Annotated in this window: 17 protein-coding genes; 5 read left to right on the forward strand and 12 right to left on the reverse strand. The window is 67.9% G+C overall.

Annotation, left to right across the window (positions count from 1 at the left end):
* Nucleotides 1-372: phosphotransferase (locus tag BA899_RS01310; protein WP_159299511.1), on the reverse strand; the 372-nt coding region annotated here is incomplete at its 3' end.
* A gap of 95 nt (nt 373-467) precedes the next feature.
* Between BA899_RS01310 and BA899_RS01315 the strand changes: the two genes are divergently transcribed.
* The 5 genes from BA899_RS01315 to BA899_RS01335 are packed head-to-tail and all read left to right on the forward strand — an operon-like array spanning nt 468 to nt 6,509.
* Nucleotides 468-2,666, forward strand: coding sequence for an LPS-assembly protein LptD (locus tag BA899_RS01315; protein ID WP_159299512.1), 2,199 nt, complete (start codon nt 468-470; stop codon nt 2,664-2,666).
* Nucleotides 2,667-2,671: 5 nt separating this feature from the next.
* Entirely contained in the window at nt 2,672-3,946 is a 1,275-nt protein-coding gene (locus BA899_RS01320) for a peptidylprolyl isomerase (RefSeq protein WP_159299513.1), read from the forward strand.
* Nucleotides 3,946-4,863 (forward strand): 4-hydroxythreonine-4-phosphate dehydrogenase PdxA, encoded by a 918-nt coding sequence (gene pdxA / locus BA899_RS01325; RefSeq protein ID WP_159299514.1) that lies wholly within the window; start codon nt 3,946-3,948, stop codon nt 4,861-4,863. The genes BA899_RS01320 and pdxA overlap by 1 nt, the downstream gene beginning before the upstream one ends.
* Nucleotides 4,864-4,866: 3 nt before the next feature.
* A complete protein-coding gene (rsmA, locus tag BA899_RS01330; protein ID WP_159299515.1) occupies nt 4,867-5,664 on the forward strand; it encodes a 16S rRNA (adenine(1518)-N(6)/adenine(1519)-N(6))-dimethyltransferase RsmA in 798 nt (265 codons plus the stop codon).
* An 8-nt stretch (nt 5,665-5,672) separates the two neighbouring features.
* Nucleotides 5,673-6,509, forward strand: a complete 837-nt coding sequence (locus tag BA899_RS01335; protein WP_159299516.1) for a symmetrical bis(5'-nucleosyl)-tetraphosphatase — start codon at nt 5,673-5,675, stop codon at nt 6,507-6,509.
* Here BA899_RS01335 and BA899_RS01340 read toward each other — a convergent pair.
* The 11 genes from BA899_RS01340 to leuS are packed head-to-tail and all read right to left on the reverse strand — an operon-like array spanning nt 6,456 to nt 20,098.
* Nucleotides 6,456-7,325, reverse strand: coding sequence for a carbon-nitrogen hydrolase family protein (locus BA899_RS01340; RefSeq protein WP_159299517.1), 870 nt, complete (start codon nt 7,323-7,325; stop codon nt 6,456-6,458). The two genes, BA899_RS01335 and BA899_RS01340, sit on opposite strands and share 54 nt — an antisense overlap.
* On the reverse strand, nt 7,318-11,058 hold the full coding sequence (locus BA899_RS01345) for a YhdP family protein (protein ID WP_159299518.1): 3,741 nt from the start codon (nt 11,056-11,058) through the stop codon (nt 7,318-7,320). Before BA899_RS01345 ends, BA899_RS01340 begins: the two co-directional genes overlap by 8 nt.
* A gap of 2 nt (nt 11,059-11,060) precedes the next feature.
* Nucleotides 11,061-12,527 (reverse strand): ribonuclease G, encoded by a 1,467-nt coding sequence (gene rng, locus BA899_RS01350; protein WP_069134086.1) that lies wholly within the window; start codon nt 12,525-12,527, stop codon nt 11,061-11,063.
* Nucleotides 12,524-13,150 (reverse strand): nucleoside triphosphate pyrophosphatase, encoded by a 627-nt coding sequence (locus BA899_RS01355; protein WP_148122414.1) that lies wholly within the window; start codon nt 13,148-13,150, stop codon nt 12,524-12,526. Before BA899_RS01355 ends, rng begins: the two co-directional genes overlap by 4 nt.
* A 25-nt stretch (nt 13,151-13,175) precedes the next feature.
* On the reverse strand, nt 13,176-13,643 hold the full coding sequence (gene rlmH / locus BA899_RS01360) for a 23S rRNA (pseudouridine(1915)-N(3))-methyltransferase RlmH (protein WP_144347981.1): 468 nt from the start codon (nt 13,641-13,643) through the stop codon (nt 13,176-13,178).
* A gap of 5 nt (nt 13,644-13,648) precedes the next feature.
* Nucleotides 13,649-14,002, reverse strand: coding sequence for a ribosome silencing factor (rsfS, locus tag BA899_RS01365; protein ID WP_144347980.1), 354 nt, complete (start codon nt 14,000-14,002; stop codon nt 13,649-13,651).
* Nucleotides 13,995-14,699, reverse strand: coding sequence for a nicotinate-nucleotide adenylyltransferase (gene nadD / locus BA899_RS01370; protein ID WP_144347979.1), 705 nt, complete (start codon nt 14,697-14,699; stop codon nt 13,995-13,997). Before nadD ends, rsfS begins: the two co-directional genes overlap by 8 nt.
* Complete coding sequence (locus BA899_RS01375) at nt 14,696-15,955, reverse strand: glutamate-5-semialdehyde dehydrogenase (RefSeq protein ID WP_159299519.1); 1,260 nt, start codon at nt 15,953-15,955, stop codon at nt 14,696-14,698. The genes nadD and BA899_RS01375 overlap by 4 nt, the downstream gene beginning before the upstream one ends.
* On the reverse strand, nt 15,952-16,992 hold the full coding sequence (holA, locus tag BA899_RS01380) for a DNA polymerase III subunit delta (RefSeq protein WP_069134080.1): 1,041 nt from the start codon (nt 16,990-16,992) through the stop codon (nt 15,952-15,954). The genes BA899_RS01375 and holA overlap by 4 nt, the downstream gene beginning before the upstream one ends.
* 11 nt (nt 16,993-17,003) lie before the next feature.
* Complete coding sequence (gene lptE, locus BA899_RS01385; RefSeq protein WP_069134079.1) at nt 17,004-17,504, reverse strand: LPS assembly lipoprotein LptE; 501 nt, start codon at nt 17,502-17,504, stop codon at nt 17,004-17,006.
* Nucleotides 17,504-20,098, reverse strand: coding sequence for a leucine--tRNA ligase (leuS, locus tag BA899_RS01390; RefSeq protein WP_159299520.1), 2,595 nt, complete (start codon nt 20,096-20,098; stop codon nt 17,504-17,506). The genes lptE and leuS overlap by 1 nt, the downstream gene beginning before the upstream one ends.
* Between the last annotated feature and the right edge of the window lie 11 nt (nt 20,099-20,109).

The raw sequence follows: 20,109 nt of genomic DNA on the forward strand, positions 1-20,109 counted from the left end.
CAGCTGCACCAGCGCATCGATGGCCGCGCGCAGCAGGCGCTCATCGGATTCGCCATCCAGGGCGCTCAGATAGTCCTGGCCGCCCAGGTCTTCGAGCAGCAGAAACCCCGCCGCCGGCGCAGCGGCATGGATGACCGGGACATGCACGCCGGCCGCGGCCATCAGGGAGCGGATCCGGCAGAAGGCGCGGCAGGTGGATGACTGATCCGGGGCGTCCATAACCACTCGGGCGCCCCCGGCCGTTTTGATACGGAAATACCGCCGCGGGCTGGCATCACCCCCCATCGCCTCGAGGGCGTCCGGCTCGATGCCCTGATCGCGCAGCCACGCCACCATCTGGCGCCCACGCGCGTCGAGCCGGTCAGTTGCCACGATTGCTGCGCCCCTCCAGAGTGAATCTTCGCGAGTGTATAGGGTACCCTTCGGTTTCAAAAGCGCTTCCACCACTGACAGGGACAGCCGATTCCGTGCCGCGATATCAACCGATCCCCCTCATTGGCGTTGCCCTGGCAACGGCCCTTGCCGGGTCCCTCGACGCCCGGGCCAGCGAGGGCCGCTGGGCGCTCTGCAGCGCACCGCTGCTCGAGCCGATGCCCCCTGCCACCGAACCGGTCGCCGGCGATGGCGAGCGCATCGACATCACCGCCGATCGGGCGCAGGCCAGCGGGCAGCCACCGATCTACGAGTTCACCGGCAGTGTCCGGGCGCGTCAGGGCGATCAGCGCCTGAGTAGCGAACGCCTGCGCTACGACAGTGGCGACGGCCGGATCGAGGGCGACAATGGTGTGCGCCTGCGCCAGCCGGGTGTACTGATCAACGCCGAGCGCGCCCGCTACTGGCTCACCCCCCAGCGCGGGACATTCGAAGGCGTCAGTGATTATCGGATCGTCGCCGGCCACATGCAGGGTCAGGCCGATCGAATCATCCGCGAAGGGCCGACACTCAGCCGCTATCAGGGCGTGACGTTGAGCACCTGCATGCCCGGACGTGAGTTCTGGACCCTGCAGGCCCAGCGTGCCGAGATTGATCGCGACACCCGCCAGGGGCGTGCCCACCATGCCGTGCTGTCGCTGGGCCGGCTGCCGGTCTTCTACACCCCCTACCTGCAGTTTCCGGTGGGCAGCGAACGCCTGACCGGGCTGCTGGCACCGACCATCGGCCAGTCCGATGACAACGGCACCACCGTCTCAGTCCCCTGGTACTGGAATATCGCTCCCAATCAGGACGCGACCATCACGCCAACGTCTTACTGGAAACGTGGTGCAATGATCGATACAGAGTACCGGTATCTGACGGACTGGCTTGATGGGGAAATCAATGCCAGCTATCTGCCCAATGATGATCGCTATGGTTCCGACCGGTGGGCCATTGATCAAACCCATGCCCTTTCCTTCGGTCGCTCAATTCGCGGAACATTCCAGCAGAAGCGGGTAAGCGATATCGACTTCGAGAACGACTTTGGTAATGAGTTCTCCTATCAATCCGACTCTTTCATGGAAAGCCTCGCCGATCTGTCCTGGGCACAGGGAGGCGTTTTCGCGGCGATCGATGCGCAGTCATGGCAGAGAGTCAAGACGGGCCCACGATTTCCCTATGCCCGTCGCCCGAGGATTCAGCTCGGTTATGATCCGATTGAGCGTTTCGGCGTATTCAACTATGACATCGCTGCGGAGTGGACCGACTTTTACAATGAAAACCCTGACCGACAGCAGGGCACTGAATACAAAGTCGCTCCAAAAGTTTCCCTGCCGCTCAATACTCTCGGGTATCGGCTGGAGCCGGCGGTCGCCTGGCAGCATAACGGCTATGACCTCACCAATACAGGCGACGGGCCGGAGAACCCGAGCGTATCCGTGCCAGTCTATACGGTGGATGGACAGCTGTTTCTGGAGCGGCCCGAAACCACCTTTGCGGGAGTCTATCAAACGCTTGAACCGCGGGTTCAATACCGCAATGTTCCCGACCGCAATCAGGACGAATTACCAGAGTTCGGGAGCACCTCGGAAACCAATAACTTTTCCCAGCTCTTTCGAAAGTCGGATTTCGATATCACGCATACCGAGCAGGTGAGCGTCGGTGTGACAACCCGGTATCTCGATGACCGGACCGGCCGGGAGTACCTGCGGGCATCCATCGGCCAGACCTTTTTCTATCACGACACCGCTGAACGCGACCGATCGGATTACATCGCGCAGTTACGCCTGAACCTGCCGAATGGCTTTGAGGTTGATGCAGACTATCGCTGGGATCCGGAAGACTCGAGTACGAACAAGACGCGAACGGTCCTTCGTTGGCGCGGCGCGCGGAACGCCACCGCCAATCTTGCGTTGCGACGGGAAAAGGACGCGGGCGTCACCGAGCTCAATCAGCTCAGTGGTTCATTCGCGCTTCCGGTCGCACGTGGATGGCACTTGTTTGCAGGCGGGCGTGAGGACCTCGAGAGGCGGCGGACACTGGAAAGCTTCTTTGGCATTGAACAATCGGCGTGTTGCCATTCGGTCAGGCTGGCAGTGAGCGAGGAGCGGCTGCTCGATGCATCGGCCGGCGACCCATCTCTCGACCAGAAGATCATGCTCGAGCTCGAACTCAAGGGTCTGGGCGGCATCGGTGATAGAATCCAGTCGTTTCTGGATGCCGAAATCGACGGCTACAACCCAAGGCGCTGAGATCAATGATGAGAACGCTGCTTGCCATCCTGCTGTTCGTGGTCGTGCAGACCACCCAGGCCGAAGAGGTCCTGCTCGACCGGATCGTCGCTCTGGTCAACGATGACGTGGTCCTGCAGTCCGAGCTCGAGGCCGAGCTGGCCTCGGTCCGGCAGAATCTCGAGCAGCGGGACGTGCGCATGCCGCCTGCCGACGAGCTGCGGGCGCAGGTGCTCGACCGTCTGATCGTCCAGACGCTGCAGATGAATGTCGCCGAGCGGCGGGGTATCCGGGTGGATTCCGCAACCCTTGATGCCGCCGTGCGGCGCGTTGCCGAACGCAATAACCTGAGCCTTGAGGGACTGCGTGACGCGCTCTCAGGGCAGGGCATGAGCATGTCGGTGTTTCGTGATCAGCTGCGTCGCGATATCACCATCAACCGTCTGCGCCAGCAGGTGATGAACCAGCGCCTGGATGTCACCGAGCAGGAGATCCAGCAGTTCATCGAGCGCAATCGCAGCCTGGATCGCGATTACCGGCTGTCGCAGATCCTGATCAGCGTGCCTGAGGCGGCCTCGGCGGATGTCATCGAAACCGCCCGTCGCGAGGCCGACACGGTGATTGAACGACTGGACAGCGGCGAGTCGTTCGCCCGGGTGGCGACGGCCGCTTCAGATGCCCGCAATGCCCTCGAGGGCGGCGATCTCGGCTGGGTACCGGCGTCACAGCTGCCGTCGGCCGCCGCCAGCGCGATCCGCGACCTCCAACCCGGCGAGCATACCGCCGCGCTGCGCACCCCGGCCGGGTTTCAGATCTACCGTCTCGAGGACACCCGCGGCAGCAGTGAGGCCATGGTCGAGCAGAGCAGGGTCCGGCATATCCTGATCCAGCCCAACGAGGTGGTCAGCAACGAGGACGCCCGTCTGCGTCTGTCGTCGCTGCGCTCACGGATCGAGTCGGGCGGTGACTTTGCCGATCTGGCACGGGCCAACTCCGACGATCCCGGGTCGGCCAGTAACGGCGGCGCCATCGGCTGGGTGGATCCGGCCAATCTGCCCGATTCATTCGGCGAGGCCATCAACAGCCTCGATGTGGGTGAGACCAGCGACATATTCCGCACGCGCGGGGGCTGGCACATCGCCCAGGTGCTCGAGCGCCGTACGCGCGACGCCAGTGAATCCATCGCCCGCGAAGAGGCCGAGCAGGCCATCCGCGAGCGCAAGCGCGAGGAAGAAATCGAGCTCTGGCTGCGTGAGCTGCGCAACGAGGCCTACATCGAAAGGCGTCTCGGGGGCGGCTGATGGCCGATCGGCCGCGCATCGCGATCACGCCGGGCGAGCCCGCCGGCATTGGACCGGAACTGGTCAACGCCCTGGGCGACGCCTTCCCCGACGCCCGACTGGTGGCCATTGGCAACCCGGACCAGCTGCAGGCCAGTGATCACCTCGAGGTGCTGCCGGTGCGCCCCGCTGCGCCGGTGACACCGGGGCAGCTCGACCCTCGCAATGCCGACTATGTCCTCGAAACCCTGCGCCTCGCCGTCGAAGGCTGTCAGCAGGGGCGCTTCCGGGCCATGGTCACCGGCCCCGTGCACAAAGGGGTGATCAACGAGGCGGGCCATCCGTTCAGTGGTCACACCGAGTATCTCGCCGAGCTCACTGACGCACCGATGCCGGTGATGATGCTGGCCGCCGGCTCGCTGCGGGTGGCACTGGCCACCACTCACCTGCCGCTGCGGGCCGTCGCCGATGCCATCACGCCCGCGCGGCTCAGGACAATCCTGCGGATCCTTGACCACGACCTGCGACGCTTCTATGCCATCGAGCGGCCTCACATCCTGGTCGCCGGACTGAATCCACATGCCGGTGAATCAGGCCACATGGGGCGCGAGGAAATCGACACCATCAACCCCGTGCTCGAGGCCCTGCGCGCGGCAGGATTGCATCTCACCGGTCCGCTGCCGGCGGATACGCTGTTCACACCGGCGCGCCTCGAGGGCGCCGATGCGGTACTGGCGATGTATCACGACCAGGGGCTGCCGGTGCTCAAGCATGTCGGCTTCGGCCATGCCGTCAACATCACCCTGGGGCTGCCCATCATCCGGACCTCGGTGGACCACGGCACCGCCCTTGATCTGGCCGGACAGGGCGTCGCCGATCCCGGCAGTCTGCATGCCGCGATTCGCGAGGCCATCGACATGGCCCGTGCGGGGCGCTGATCAGTGCATCGAGCCCGGCGCCGATTCGGCCAGAATTTTCTGCATGATCCCGCGATCATCGAGCAGATGCTCGCCGCCATCGCCCCGCGGGCGGCGGAGCGTTTCCTCGAGATCGGCCCCGGTTCCGGCGCACTGACCCGGCCGCTGCTGGCCCGTGGCGCCCAGGTCATGGCCATCGAGGTGGATCGCGACCTCGCCGCCCGACTGGATCAATGGGACGCCGCCCGGAGTGGCGCGCTGCAGGTCATCGAGGCCGATGCCCTCAGCCAGCCGGTGGCGCCTCTGATCGAGGCGGCGGGGCAGGCGCTTCGGGTCGTCGGCAACCTGCCCTACAACCTCTCGACGCCGCTGCTGTTCCACCTCACCGCACCGGCGACCGGCATTCACGATCTGCACCTGCTGCTGCAACGCGAGGTGGTCGATCGGATGGCGGCGGGGCCGGGTTCACGCATCTATGGCCGGCTGTCGGTGATGATCCAGGCGCGCTGCCAGATCGAGCCGCTGTTCGAGGTCCCTCCGGGGGCCTTCTCTCCCCCTCCGCAGGTCACCTCGCGCTTCGTGCGCCTCACCCCCCATGCCGAGCCACCACTGGGTGATACCGATACGCAATGCCTCAGCCGGGTGGTGGCCGCGGCGTTTGCCCAGCGCCGCAAGACCCTGCGCAACGCCCTGCGCGGCCTGATCGACGATGCCGGAATCGCCGCGGCCGGGATCGACCCCGGCACCCGCGCCGAGCGGATTGATCTGGCCGGGTACGGGCGTCTCGCGCGGATCCTCCAACATCCATCCGAAAAGGCATAGGCACACGAATGGCGGATTACGCGATCGGCGACATTCACGCCTGTCTTGGCAGCCTCGATTCGCTGCTGCAGACGCTGGATTTCCACCCGCAGCACGACCGGCTCTGGCTGACGGGCGATCTGGTGGGACGTGGCCCGCAGCCCGTCGAGACGCTGCGCCGGGTGCGCGATCTGGGCGACGCGGCGCGCACGGTGCTGGGCAATCACGACATCCACTGCATCGCCGTCGCGCTGGGTGCGGGTCGGCAGCGGGCCAGTGACCGGCTGGAGCCACTGCTCGCCGCCCCCGACCGTGACGACCTCATCGACTGGCTGCGGCATCAGCCGCTGCTCATCGACCTGCCGGAATCCGGTTATACGCTCACCCATGCAGGGATCGCCCCGCAGTGGGACTCCGCCACCGCGGCGCGCTGTGCCGCCGAGGCCGAGGCCGCGTTGCAGGGCGACAACCTCGTCGGCCTGATGAACCACCTCTATGGCAACAAGCCCGATCGTTGGTCGGAGTCGCTCACCGGCTGGGCCCGCCTGCGCTTCATCATCAATGCCTTTACCCGAATGCGCTTCTGCCGCGCGGACGGCCGGCTCGACTTCAGCTGCAATGGCCCGCCGGAATCCGCCCCGAAAGGCCTGTACCCCTGGTATGCCACGCCGGATCGGCGCATCGACGGCACCACCACCACGGTCCTGAGCGGGCACTGGTCGCGGCTGGGCTGCCGTCAGGGTCCGGGCTACATCACCCTCGATACGGGATGCCTGTGGGGCGGACAGCTGACGGCCGTCCAACTGGACCGGTCACCGGCCCGCTTCACCCAGCTGGACTGCCCGGCCAGTGGGGCGAGCGCCTAGCGATGGCAGCCGCTCGCGGATGGCCTGCTGATGAGCCGGATCCAGGTCGGCCACGGCAATACCGGGGCCACTGCCGATACCGGCATTCGCCAGGCACGCCCCCCAGGGATCGACGATCAGGCTCTCGCCGTGGGTCATGCGCTCGTTGGCATGCAACCCACCCTGATCCGGGGCGAGGACGTAACAACCGTTCTCTATCGCCCGCGCGCGCACCAGCACCGACCAGTGCGCGGCACCGGTGGTGGCCGTGAACGCCGAGGGAGCCAGCAGGATCGTCGCGCCGCCATCCACCAGGGCCCGATAGTGTTCGGGGAAGCGCAGGTCATAACAGATCGACAGGCCGAGCATTCCCGCAGGCGTTTCCGCCACCACCACCGCGTCGCCGGGCGCGAAGGTGGATGACTCGCGGTAAACCTCGCCCCCCGGCAGGGAGACATCAAACAGGTGGCGCTTGTCATAGCGGGCCAGGCAACCGCCATCCGGACCGAACACCAGCGAGGCGGCCCGGACCCGATCGGATTCATCGCCCTGCAGCGGCACACTGCCGCCCACCAGGGTGATGCCGTGGTGCTGGGCGGTCTGTGCGAGAAAACTCTGGATCGGCCCCTCACCGGGCGACTCCGCCACACCCAGAACGTCCCGCTGGTGACGGCCCAGAAAGGCGAAGTTCTCGGGCAGCACCACCAGGCGGGCGCCCTGGCCCACCGCCTGGCCGATCAGACCGCCGGCCGCGGTCAGGTTGCTGGCCACCTCCATACCCGAGACCATCTGCACCACCGCCGCACGGACCGGTCCGCTCATGGGTATCTCAGTCATCGTCGGCATCCTCCAGATCCGGGGCGATGAGATCGAACTCGGGTTCGTCCCACGTGCCCCTAATGTGATAAGTAAAATCCGTGAGTCGCTCGACGCCCGACTCCAGCATCCCCCGGGTCACGAACAACAGGGCCGCGGCAGCCGGCCCACCGGCGAGCCCACCGAGGAACGCCAGCGCCGAGGACAGCTGCGGCGTCACCGTCACACGTTGATCGTAACGCCGCCGCACCAGATCCGTCTCGCCGCGTAGCGACAGATCCATCGAGGGTCCGGTCAGGGAAAGATCATCAGTGCGCATGCGACCGGCCTCGACCTGCCAGGTGCCCTGCAACTGATCAAAGCTGAGCCCCTCGCCGACCACATCCGAAAAATCCAGCCCCAGGCGCCGCGGCAGCACCGACAGGCTGAACAGCCCGAGGGCGCGGCCGGCCCCGGGCTCAACCGCCGGCAGGCTGCCATTGCGCAGATCGATTGACAGATCGCCAGTCAGCGTTGGCAGCGCCGGTTGCAGCATGCCGCCCTGCCAGGCCAGTTCACCGCTGACACTGCCCTCGCCCCGGTTCATTGCATCCACCAGCCCCAGAGCGCCCAGCACCTGCCCGGCATCGCGGGTATAGAGGTCAAAATCCAGCTGATTGGGACGCGCGCCCTCCCCGAGCTGGTCGATCCGAGCCTTCAGATCAATCGACTCACCGGTCAGCTGCAGCCGCGCCTCGCCGCCGGCATCGCCCCGCGACCGGCTGAGCTGGAGTCGCCCCAGCGACGACCCGTTCACCTGGAGTTGCCCAGCGGTCAGATCGATGTCGGTCTTGGGCAGCCCGGAGGGCGCCCCGTCACCGGCATCATCCTGCGGAGTGGCCGTCGGCCGGGGGCGCGCGCTCAGGGTTTCCAGACGCAGCACCCAGGGCGCCGCCGGCCCGGCCTTCTCGACCCGTCCATCGGCTCCACCGCTGACTGACCATGTCCCCTGCCCATCACGCATTTCACCGGTCAGCACGGTCTCACCGATGCGCCAGCGACTGACGTCCAATCCCGCCACGGTCAGTTCCATGCGCAGGGGCATCGGCAGCCCCCCGGCCGGGGCCGTTCCCTGGCCGGCGCCCGCCAAGCGCGCCGGATCCACCACCGGCAGGGTTCCGCTGACCTGTGTCGATGGCGTCGAAGGCAGTGACGGCGGGCGCTCACCAAAATGCAGCGCCGCCCGGTCGTTGCCTAGTACCGCCCGGAGTCGGTCGGCGTAGCTGAACCGCCATGCGGCATCGGCGCCCCGCCGCCACTCGAGGGCCAGCGGTGTGGAGGAGTCAGCCGCCTTGGCCAGACCCAGCGGCAGATCAAGGGCAACGCCCTCAAGGCTCGAGCGTATGCTCAGCCGCTCGCCCGGCCGCGCGCCCCCGGCGGCCATGAACCCGGGACGCTCCCAGCGGATCCGCCATGCCGCGGTACCCTCGGTACGCTCCGCCAGCGCAGATGTCCCCGGCCAGTCGGCGATTGCCATGCGGGTATCCGCGGTCACCTCGATCCGGGCCTGATCGGCCTCGCCAACGGTTGCAGCGCTGGCCACGACCGGCCGGCCCGCCAGCCGCGCGCGGACGCCCGTGGCGGTAACGCCCTGCCGGTCGAACGCCACCTCGCCCCGGATATCCTCAAGACGTATCGCCGGCTCGGCGACGGATACCGCGGCACCGTCCAGGCGCAGGGCGCCCTCAAGGGCCATGGGCTGGCCCCGGAACGGGAAGTCCAGATCGAGTGACAGGTCTCCGCGGCCCTGCCAGCGCAATTGATCGAGACGACCCGAGGCGGGCAGGACCGGTGACTGCTGCATCACCGCCAGCATCCCAGAGAGCGGCCCCTGCAAGTCCCCGCTGACCTGCAGCTGCGGGTCGAACAGATCATCAATGCGCGCCTGTGCCTGCTGCAGGTCGTTGCTCCCGATGCGCCCGCGTTCGGCGCTGATCCGCATGCCCTGATTGCGGAACCGCAGCTCGCCGGCAAGTCCGCGCAGCGGCGGCCAGTCCTGCTGATAGCGGAACTCGACATCCGCCAGCCGTGCACGCAGATCAAAAACGCCCTCCCCGGTACGATAGGGAAAGCCATCCACCGGGCCCGACCAGCGCAGCGTCGCGGCTTCCATGCGCCCACCGGCAATGGCCCGATCGAGCCATGCCACCAGCCGGTCATCCATGATCCCCACCGGTAACACCTCGAGCACCTGCGCGGCCTCGAGCGCCCCGGCACGGGCGGTCACATCCACCCGCGGCGTCTGCCCGGCGCGTTGCTCGAGCCGACCTTCCAACCGCACCGGCGCGCCATCGAAGCGGCCCTGGACATCGCCCAGGGACAGCCACCAGGCCTCCGGCCCCGACCGCGACCACTGCAGTCGTCCCCCGGTCACCGCCACCTGGACCGGGCGCCGCAGTAACGCTTCACCGTCGGGCTCAATGCGCTGCAACTGCAGTTGATCCACCACCACCTGCCCACCTTGTGGGCCGGCCTCGACCTGCAGATCCGCCTGCCGCCCGGCCAGGCCCGGCGGCCATCCCGATACGCCGACGCCCGCCAGATCCGCCGTCAGCCGCCAGTCCGACGCATCTTTCCAGACCAGGGTGGCGCGCCGCGCCTGCCCATCGAGGGTGACGGCCGCATCGATCCGGCGACGCAACAGGGGCGCCAGGGGTTCAAGGGGGGTATCCGAGAGTGCCAACCGCCAGCCACCGTCTGTCCCGCGGGCAAAGGCGATGGGACCCGGCACCGGGCCCGGCCCATCGGCCTGCGCCAGAGCCTGAGGCTGGATCTGCCCCGCCCAGCGTCCGTCCTGCCAGTCGGCGCGGGCGAGCAGCGACAGCGATTCGATACCGCCATCGAAAAGCCCCAGCGACTGCGCATCCAGATCCGCGGTCAGCCGGATGGCACCGGTCTCGGCCAGGTTGACCCAGAGCCGCCCGGACACCCGGGCGGCGGGATCCGGCTGTAGCGACGAACGCTGGAGCCAGGGCGCAATCCGCTCGCCGGTCAGGCCCTCGAGGTCGATCACTGCCCGGGCCGTCGACGCCGTCGCGGCATCGATCTGCATACGCGCCTGCACCCGCTCATCGGCCTGGCGGGCGTCCAGGGCAAAGCGCCATTGCCCGTCGGGGTCGCGCCGCCAGCGCAGTGCCACCGACTCAAAGCCGAGGCGCGCGGCATTGTCCTGATCCACGAGCGCCAACCGCGAATCGCGGATCAGCAGCCGATCCACGGGCAGGTCGCGCAGCGCCTGCAGAAACGAAGCCGGGGCCACCGGCGTCGCCCCCGGCAGCAGCCCGGCGAGGCGCCAGTCGCCGGAGGCCTGCTGGCGCAGCGTGACCGCCATGCCCTCGGCGCTCAATGCGTGAAACTGCAGGCTCCCGGTCTGCAGGGACTGCCAGGGCGCAATCGCCAGGGTCAGGCTGTCCAGGCTCAGGGGCTCACCGCCGTCGGCCCCACCGACGCGCACATCCTCGAGCACCAGACCCGGGCGCAGGCGCCTGAGGCTCGCATCCAGCCCGCCGATCTCCACCGGTACGCCCAGCCGATCGGAAACCACCGCCACCACCGGCGCGGTCAGCGACGGCGCGGCGGCGAACAGCAGCCGGACGCCGGTCAGCAGCACCGCCGCCGAGACCACCAGCGTGACCCCCGTCATCAGCAGCGCGGCCTTGAGGCGCTCCTGGCGCTGCGGCCGGATCCAGCGGTGCAGCTGCTGCGCGATGCCCATGCCTACATCAGCACCACATCGAACTGCTCCGGGTTATAGAGCGGTTCGGCCTGAAACACGATGGGCTTGCCAATGAATGCCTCAAGCTCGGCCAGACTGTCGCTTTCCTCTTCCAGGGCGCGGTCCACCACATCCTGAGCTGCCAGCACCATCAGCCGCGTCATCTCGAACTGGCGGGCCTCACGCAGGATCTCACGGGTGATCTCGTGGATGACCGTCTCAGCGCTTTTCAGGTGGCCGCGACCGCCACAGGTGGGGCAGGACACGCACAGCTGGTTCTGCAGTGACTCGCGGATGCGTTTGCGGGTCATCTCCACCAGCCCCAGCGACGAGACCTCGCTGATCTGAGTGCGCGCCTGGTCATGCTCGAGCCCCTTGGCAAGGCTTCGCATCACCTGACGGCGGTGTTCAGCGGTCTCCATGTCGATGAAATCGATGATGATGATGCCGCCGAGGTTGCGCAGTCGCAGCTGGCGGGCAATGGCCTGGGCCGCCTCGAGGTTGGTCTTGAAGATGGTCTCCTCAAGGGTGCGATGCCCCACGTAACCGCCGGTGTTGACGTCAATGGTGGTCAGCGCCTCGGTCTGATCGATGATCAGGTACCCCCCGGACTTGAGGGTGACCCGCCGCTGCAGGGCACGCTGGATTTCGTCCTCGACCCCGTAGAGGTCAAAGATCGGACGCTCGCCGGGATAATGCTCGAGGCGCGAGCGGGCATCGGGCAGAAAGGTCTCGCTGAACGAGAGCATGCGCTCATGCCATTCCCGCGAGTCGATGCGAATGCGCTCCACGTCCTCGTCCACCGAATCGCGCAGAACGCGCATCATCAGTGGCAGATCCTCGTGCAGCAGCGTCGTCGGCTGCGCTTCCTGGGCGCGCGCGTGGATTGACGCCCAGAGTCGCTGCAGATACTGCCAGTCACGGGCCAGCGCCTGTTCGCTGGCGTTCTCGGCGGCGGTTCGGAAAATACAGCCCTTGTGGGCGTCGCCGTCCAGCAGCGAGGTCCCGATGGCGCGCAGCCGCTCCCGGGCCGACGCCGACTCGATACGAGCCGATACCCCCACACCGGGGTTATCCACCAGCAGCACCAGGTAGCGCGAGGGGATCGCGATCTGGGTGGTCAGCCGCGCCCCCTTGCCGCCAATGGGGTCCTTGAGCACCTGCACGAGGATGCGTTGTTGCTCGCGCAGCAGGTGCTGAATGCTGCGCGGCTCATGACTGGGGCGATCCACCAGCGCCTGGCTGGCATTGATGTCCGAGGCGTGCAGGAAGGCGGTGCGCTGGAGACCGGCATCGACAAAAGCCGCCTGCATGCCCGGCAGCACCCGCGACACCTGGCCGAGATAGATATTGCCTACCAGACCGCGACTGCGCGCCCGCTCGATGTGGATCTCCTGGACGCTGCCGTTATCCAGGGCCGCCACGCGGGTTTCCTGGGGAGTGATGTTGACGAGCAGTTCCCGGCTCACTGCTCCGCCAGCCAGCGGGACTGATAATCGATGCCAAACTCGGTCAGCAGATCATGGGTTTCCACCATGGGCAGGCCCATGACGCCGCTGTAGCTGCCCTCGAGCTGCTCGACGAACACCCCGCCGCGGCCCTGGATGGCGTAGCCGCCGGCCTTGTCGATGGGCTCGCCACTGCGCCAGTAGGCCTCACGCTCGGCCGTCCCCAGGTGGCGCAGGGTGACCATGCTCAGCGACAGGCGCGTGAGCTCGCGCTGGCCGTCCACCATGGCGATGGCGGTCAGCACCCGGTGGGTGCGCCCCGACAGCTGCTCGAGCATGCCCAGGGCGGCGTCCCGATCGGCGGGTTTACCCAAGAGGGTGTCATCGACCACGACCGCCGTGTCCGCGCCGAGCACCGGCACATGCCCATCGCCGCCCAGTCCGGCCCAACCCGCCCGGGCCTTTTCCAGGGCCAGTCGAAACACGAACACTTCGGGGGTCTCGTCGGGCAGGACCTGCTCGTCCACGGCCTGCGGAACCGTCTGAAAACGCACGCCCATGCGCTCGAGGATCTCGGCCCGCCGCGGCGAGGCGGAAGCCAGGAACAGGTCGGGGTCGGTGGTGGAAGGGTGTGTCGATGTCATTTCAACCTCCAGCGGCGGGCACCGATCAGGCGCGGTGATAGGGATGGCCGGCGAGCAGCGTCCACGCGCGGTAGAGCTGCTCGGCGACGATGACGCGCACAAGCATGTGCGGCAGGGTGAGCGCGGACAGCGACCAGCGACGCTCGGCGGCATTCAGGCAGCGCTGATCAAGCCCGTCCGCGCCGCCGATTACAAAGGCCAGATCGCGCCCCTCATGCAGGGCGGCATCCAGGTACTCGGCCAGATCCGGGGTGCGCCATGACCGCCCCCTTTCATCCAGGGCGATCAGGCGTGCTGACCCGGCGGCGGCCAGCAGTGCATCGGCCTCCTGGGCGCGCGCCCGGTCGACATCGCCGCTGCGCCGGGCGTCACCCGGGTTCACCGCCTTCACCGCCAGGGGCAGATGCCGGGGCATGCGCTGCGCGAATTCGTCGACGCCGGTGCGGATCCAGTCCGGCGGACGCCGCCCCACGGCGACCATGTTCAGGCGCATCGCCCTCAGGCCTCCTGCCCGTCGCCCACCGTCCAGATGCGCTCGAGGCGATAGAAGTCGCGGACATCCTCAAGCATGACGTGGACCACCACGTCACCGAGATCCACCAGCACCCACTCGCTGTCGTCGAGGCCTTCAATACCGGCGGGCCGGTGCCCCTGCTCGCGGGCGGCATCGACCACCGCCTCGGCGATGGAGCGGACATGGCGACGCGAATTGCCGGTGGCAAAGGCCATGAAATCGGTGATCGGGGTGCGTCCACGGACGTCGATGACACGCGGATCCACCGCCTTGAGGTCATCGAGTGCGGTCACCACCCGATCACACAGCGACTGGGCCTGGACAGCGGGTTCAGACATGATGGGGGTTCAACCTCCCGGGCGACGACGCCCTTGATACTTGCGGATAACCATAGCATCCACTGGAAGCCAGTTCGTGCCAGACGACATCAGGCATCAGCCCCTGCGCCGAGCGACCCAGCGCCAGGCACCGACGGATGCCGGTGGCGGAGATCTCGAGCCGGGATACCGCCTGAAACAGCACGCCGCCGGACGGCGAGCGTCGCAGCGCCGCCGGATCATGCATCCGCCGCGGCCGCATCCACTCGACAAGCGCCGGCGGCAGCGCTTCGGCATCGCCGCCGCGGGTCATGACCACGAGATGGGCCTGGCGGGTCAACGCCTCCCACTGATGCCATTGCATGAGCCCACGAAACGCATCGCGCCCCATGATAAAGCACAGCGGCCGGTGCCCGCCGAGCCGGCGGCGCAGACCGGCCAGCGTGTCGACGGTATAGGACGGGCCTGAGCGATCCAGCTCGCAGCGATCCACCGCCAGACCCGGGATACCGGCGACGGCGGTCTCCAGCAGCCGCGCCCGGGCCTGAGCCCCCAGCCGCGGCTGGGGGCGATGCGGCGGGACATGACCGGGCACCAGCCGGATCTGTGACAGCCCCAGGGCCTCGAGCAGCTCGATGGCCGGACGCAGATGGCCATAGTGGACCGGATCGAAGGTGCCGCCCAGCACCGCCACCGGCGCCGCCTGCGGGTCACTCATTCGCGCACGTGTCCCTCGCCCAGGACGATGTACTTCTGTGTGGTCAGGCCCTCCAGGCCGACCGGCCCCCGGGCGTGGAGCTTGTCCGTGCTGATGCCGATCTCAGCGCCAAGCCCGTATTCGAAGCCGTCCGCGAACCGGGTCGAGGCGTTGACCATGACCGAGCTCGAATCCACTTCGCGGAGAAAGCGCTGGGCGCGGGCATGATCCCGGGTGACGATCGCGTCGGTATGCCCCGAGCCGTGCCGGTCGATGTGCTCGATGGCCGCATCAAGGCCATCCACCACGGCCACCGCCAGAATCGGCGCCAGATACTCGGCATCCCAGTCCGCCGGCTCGGCGGCGGTCAGGCCATCAACCAGCGCCCGACTCCGCTCGCAGCCGCGCAGCTCGACCCCATGGGCATCAAAGGCGGCCTTGAACCGTGGCAGCAGCGAAGCCGCCACCGACGCATCCACCAGCAGCGTCTCGAGGGTGTTGCAGGTCCCGTAGCGCTGGGTCTTGGCGTTGACCACGACGCGCTCGGCCATGGCCGGATCGGCCTCCGCATCGACGTAGCAGTGGCAGACTCCGTCCAGGTGCTTGATCATGGGCACCGTCGCCTCGCGCATGATGCGCTCGATCAGCCCCTTGCCGCCGCGGGGCACCAGGACATCAATGTATTCATCGAGGGTGATCATCGCTCCGACGGCCGCCCGGTCAGTGGTGCGGACCACCTGGACCGCGGTCTCGGGCAGCCCCGCATCGGCCAGCCCGGCGGCAATGCAGGCCGCAATGGCCTGGTTGGAGTGCAGCGCTTCGGAGCCGCCCCGAAGCACACAGGCGTTGCCCGACTTGAGGCAGAGCGCCGCGGCGTCGGCGGTCACGTTGGGCCGCGACTCGTAGATGATGCCGACCACACCCAGCGGCACGCGCATCCGGCCCACGCGGATACCGCTTGGCATGGGATCGAGGTGGCTGACCGCGCCCACCGGATCCGGCAGTGCGGCGATCTGCTCGAGGCCGTCGGCCATTGCATCGATGCGGGCGTCGGTCAGTGTCAACCGATCGAGCAGCGCGGCATCCAGGCCGTTCCCGCGCCCGGCGGCCAGGTCCTTTTCATTGGCGGTCTCGAGGGCCGCGCGGTCGTCCCGCAACCGCTCGGCGATGGCCCGGAGCGCGGCATTGCGCGCGCCGGCCTCACTGGCGGCCAGACGACGGCTCGCGGCGCGGGCGGTCTGCCCGATCCCGCGCATGGTGGCGTTGATTTCACTCATCCGTTTTTCTCCCTGCGATCGGCGGTTGCGACGCCCCGCGCCACAACACTCGAGAGTTCCAGTAATTCATCCCAGGGCCGGCCTGACTCGGCCCCCTTTATGACACGATCCACCCGGGCCGCCCGGCTCAGCAAGCGCTCCCAGACGCCACGCGGCGTCCCGCGGGCGATGGTCTGCAGCCGGGGCTGGCGGTTCTTCCAGACCCGGTGGCGGGCCATCACCGCGGCCGCCCGCTCGCCCGCGGCCATTGAGGCCTGCAGATCGGCGAGCACACGGATGTCCCGGGCGACCCCCCAAAGCACCAGCACCGGCTCCTCACCCTCGCCGCGCAGCCGTGCGAGGATGCGCAGCGTACGCGCCGGATCGCCGGCCAGCATGGCCTCGGGCAGGTCAAAGACGGCAAACCGGGCACTGTCACTGATGGCCTCACTCGCCCATTCGGCATCCACCGCACGCCCGTCCGCCAGCAGCGCCAGTTTGTCGATCTCCTGCGCCAGCGCCAGCAGATTGCCCTCATTGCGCTCGGCAATCAGGCCGGCCGTGGCGGTATCCAGATCCAGGTCCCGCTCGCGCGCCCGGCGTCGGGCCCAGCCGGTCAGCTCGTGGCGGCGCAGCGGCCAGGCGTAGCTCATGACACCGGCGCTGGCGATGGCCTTGGCCCAGGCCGACTGACGCTGCGCGGTCTCGAGACGACCGGCGATCACGATCAGGATATGCCCGGGGTCGGGCGCGGCGGCTCGAGCCTTGAGCACGGCACTGCCATCACGACCCGGCTTGCCGCCGGGCAGTCGCAGTTCGATGAGCCGACGCTCGGTGAACAGCGAGAGATTATCGGCGGCGGTGGCCAGGCGGTTCCAGTCAAATCCGGCGTCGACGTGCAGAACCTCGCGCTCGTCGTAACCCTCGCCACGGGCGCGCTGGCGCAGCCGATCCAGGGCCTCTTCGATCAGTAGCGGCTCTTCGCCGGCGATCAGATAGACCGGCGCCAGCCCGCGGTCGATGCGCTGGGGCAACTCGTCGAAGCGGATCTCCGGCATGACCGCCCGGCCTAGAGCCGCCGACCCACCCGCGAGAGCAGCAGCTGGAGGGCGTCGTCGCGCAGGTCGCGGCGCAGATCCTCCTCCTCGGCATCGCGTCCCTGCAGATTGCCCGGGTCTGCCGGGTAACTGGCCGAGGTGCGCACGGTCTGGCTTGAGAAGGTTGCCTGATCGGGCCCGGCCCTGCCGCCGGCCCTGAGACTGAAGCGGATTTGATAGCGCAGCTCGTACTCACTGGCGAAGCCGTCCGCATCGGTTGCCACCGTGCGTCGCCGGCTCGAGGCCTCGAGGATTTCGATGACCACCCGGGCATCGGCGGCCTGCTCCACCACCGTGGCGTCAAGGCCGCGCAGGCGCTCGGCAAGCCGGTTGCTGAAGCGATTGTCGATGGATCCGCCGATGGCCACGGGCACGCCCTCGAAACCGCCCCCACCCGCGCCGCGCAGCTGCCAGCCGCAGGCAGCCACCACCAGCGCCAGCACCACGGCCAGAGCGAGCCGTCCGACCGCCATCAGGGCGCGACCACGTTGACCAGACGACCGGGCACGACAATCACCTTGCGCACGGTGCGGTCGTCGATGAATCGCCGGACATGCTCGTCGGCCAGGGCCTGCTCGCGGATGGTCGCCTCGGCCGCGTCCGCCGCCACGGCGATCCGGCTGCGCAGCTTGCCGTTGACCTGTACCACCAGCTCGACCTCATCGCGGCGCAGGGCCGCCTCATCGACGGCGGGCCAGGGCTGATCCACCGCCGCCCCCGCCCGGCCAAGCGCCGTCCACAGGCCATGGCTGAGGTGCGGGGTGATGGGCTGGAGCATGAGAACCACGGCCTCGAGGGCCTCCTGACGCACGCCGCGGGCCACCGGCCCGGTGCCGGCATAGCGACCCAGGGCATTGCACAGCTCCATGATCGCCGCGATGGCGGTATTGAAGGTGTAACGACGGCCGATGTCGTCGCCCACCTTGGCGATGGTCTCATGCAGCTTACGCCGCAATGCCACGGCCTCGTCATCCAGCCCCTCGGTCACCCGGTCGGCGGGACACGGCCCGACGCTGACATGGTCATGCACCAGCCCATAGAGGCGGCGCAGGAACCGCGATGCCCCCTCGACCCCGCTGTCCTGCCATTCCAGCGCCTGATCCGGCGGCGCGGCAAACATCGTGAAAAGCCGCAGGGTATCGGCCCCGAACCGCGTCACGAGGGTTTCCGGGTCCTCGCCGTTATTCTTTGACTTGGACATGGTGGTCCAGCCCGTGGCCACCAGCTCGGCGCCGTCACTGCGGCGCGTGGCACGCACGATGCGGCCCTTGCCGTCGCGCTCGGTCTCGACATCGGCCGGCGCCACCCACTCGCGGCCGCCGGCGTCGCTGTCGTGATAGAAGGCTTCAGCCAGCACCATGCCCTGACAGAGCAGGTTCGTGGCGGGCTCATCGCTGCTGATATAGCCCAGATCGCGCATGAGCTTGTGCCAGAAGCGGAAGTACAGCAGATGCATGACGGCATGCTCGATGCCGCCGATGTACTGATCCACCGGCAGCCAGTGGTCGGCGCGCTCGTCGAGCATGGCATCGGCGTCGGGGCTGCAGTAGCGGGCGTAATACCAGGAGGACTCGACGAAGGTATCGAAGGTGTCGGTCTCGCGCTCAGCCCCGCCGCCACAGCGCGGGCAGGCCACCCGGCGCCAGGCCTCGTCCGTGCGCAGCGGTGACTGCACGCCGCTGAAGGTGACATTCTCGGGCAGCGTCACCGGCAGATCCTCATCGGGGACCGGCACCGCGCCGCAGTCCGGGCAATGGATCACCGGGATCGGGCAGCCCCAGTAACGCTGCCGCGAGACGCCCCAGTCGCGCAGCCGGTAATTGGTGGTGCGCCGGCCGATGCCTTCCGCCTCGAGATGGCGGGCAATCGCATCGAACGCCGTTGCGAAGTCCATCCCCGTGAACGGGCCGGCGTTGACCGTGACCAGGTGCTCCTTCGCGGTCCACGGCTCAGCCTCGACATCGACGGCCGTGCCATCCGCCGGGCCCACCGCCTGACGGATGGGCAGACCGAAGCGGGTCGCAAACTCGTGGTCGCGGGCATCGTGCCCCGGCACCGCCATGATCGCGCCGGTGCCGTATCCCATGAGCACAAAATTGGCGACCCACACCGGAATGCGTTCGCCGGAAAGCGGATTGATCGCCTCGACACCCAGGGGCATGCCCTTTTTCTCGAGCTTTTCCATGGCCTCCTCGGTGACCGCGCCCTGACGGATCTCGTCGAGGAATGCCGCCACCGTGGCATCCTGCCGGCCGGCCTCGACGGCCAGCGGGTGGTCAGCCGCCACGGCCATGTAGGTGGCGGCATAGAGCGTGTCCGGCCGGGTCGTATAGACCCGCAGGGGCTCGCCACCACGGGCCAGGGCAAAGTCGAGCTCGATGCCCTGCGAGCGGCCGATCCAGTTGCGCTGCATGGTCTTGACCGCATCCGGCCAGCCCGGCAGGGCATCCAGCCCGTCCAGCAACTCATCGGCATAGTCGGTGATGCGCAGAAACCACTGCGGGATCTCACGGCGCTCGACCTTCGCGCCCGAGCGCCAGCCGCGTCCCTCGACCACCTGCTCGTTGGCGAGGACGGTCTGATCCACCGGATCCCAGTTGACCACCGCGCTCGCCCGATACACCAGGCCCCGCTCGAGCAGACGGGTGAACATCTGCTGCTCCCAGCGGTAGTACGAGGGCGAACAGGTGGTGACCTCGCGGCTCCAGTCATAGCCATAGCCCATGCGCTGCAACTGGCGGCGCATGTGGTCAATGTTCTGATACGTCCACTCCGCCGGCGGCACGCCGCGCTTGATGGCGGCGTTCTCCGCCGGCAGGCCGAAGGCGTCCCAACCCATCGGCTGCAGGACATTGCGGCCCTGCATGCGCTGATAGCGACTGATGACATCGCCGATGGTGTAATTGCGGACATGGCCCATGTGCAGCCGGCCACTGGGGTACGGCAGCATCGACAGGCAATAGAAGGATTCGCGCTCGGGGTCTTCGGTGACCCGAAAGCAGCCCTGGTCGTCCCAGTAGGCCTGCGCGTCAGTCTCTAAACGGGCGGGGTCGTATTGCTTTTCCATGGGGCGAGAGG

It is taken from the genome of Spiribacter sp. SSL99, assembly GCF_009805925.1.
Lineage (GTDB): Bacteria > Pseudomonadota > Gammaproteobacteria > Nitrococcales > Nitrococcaceae > Spiribacter > Spiribacter roseus.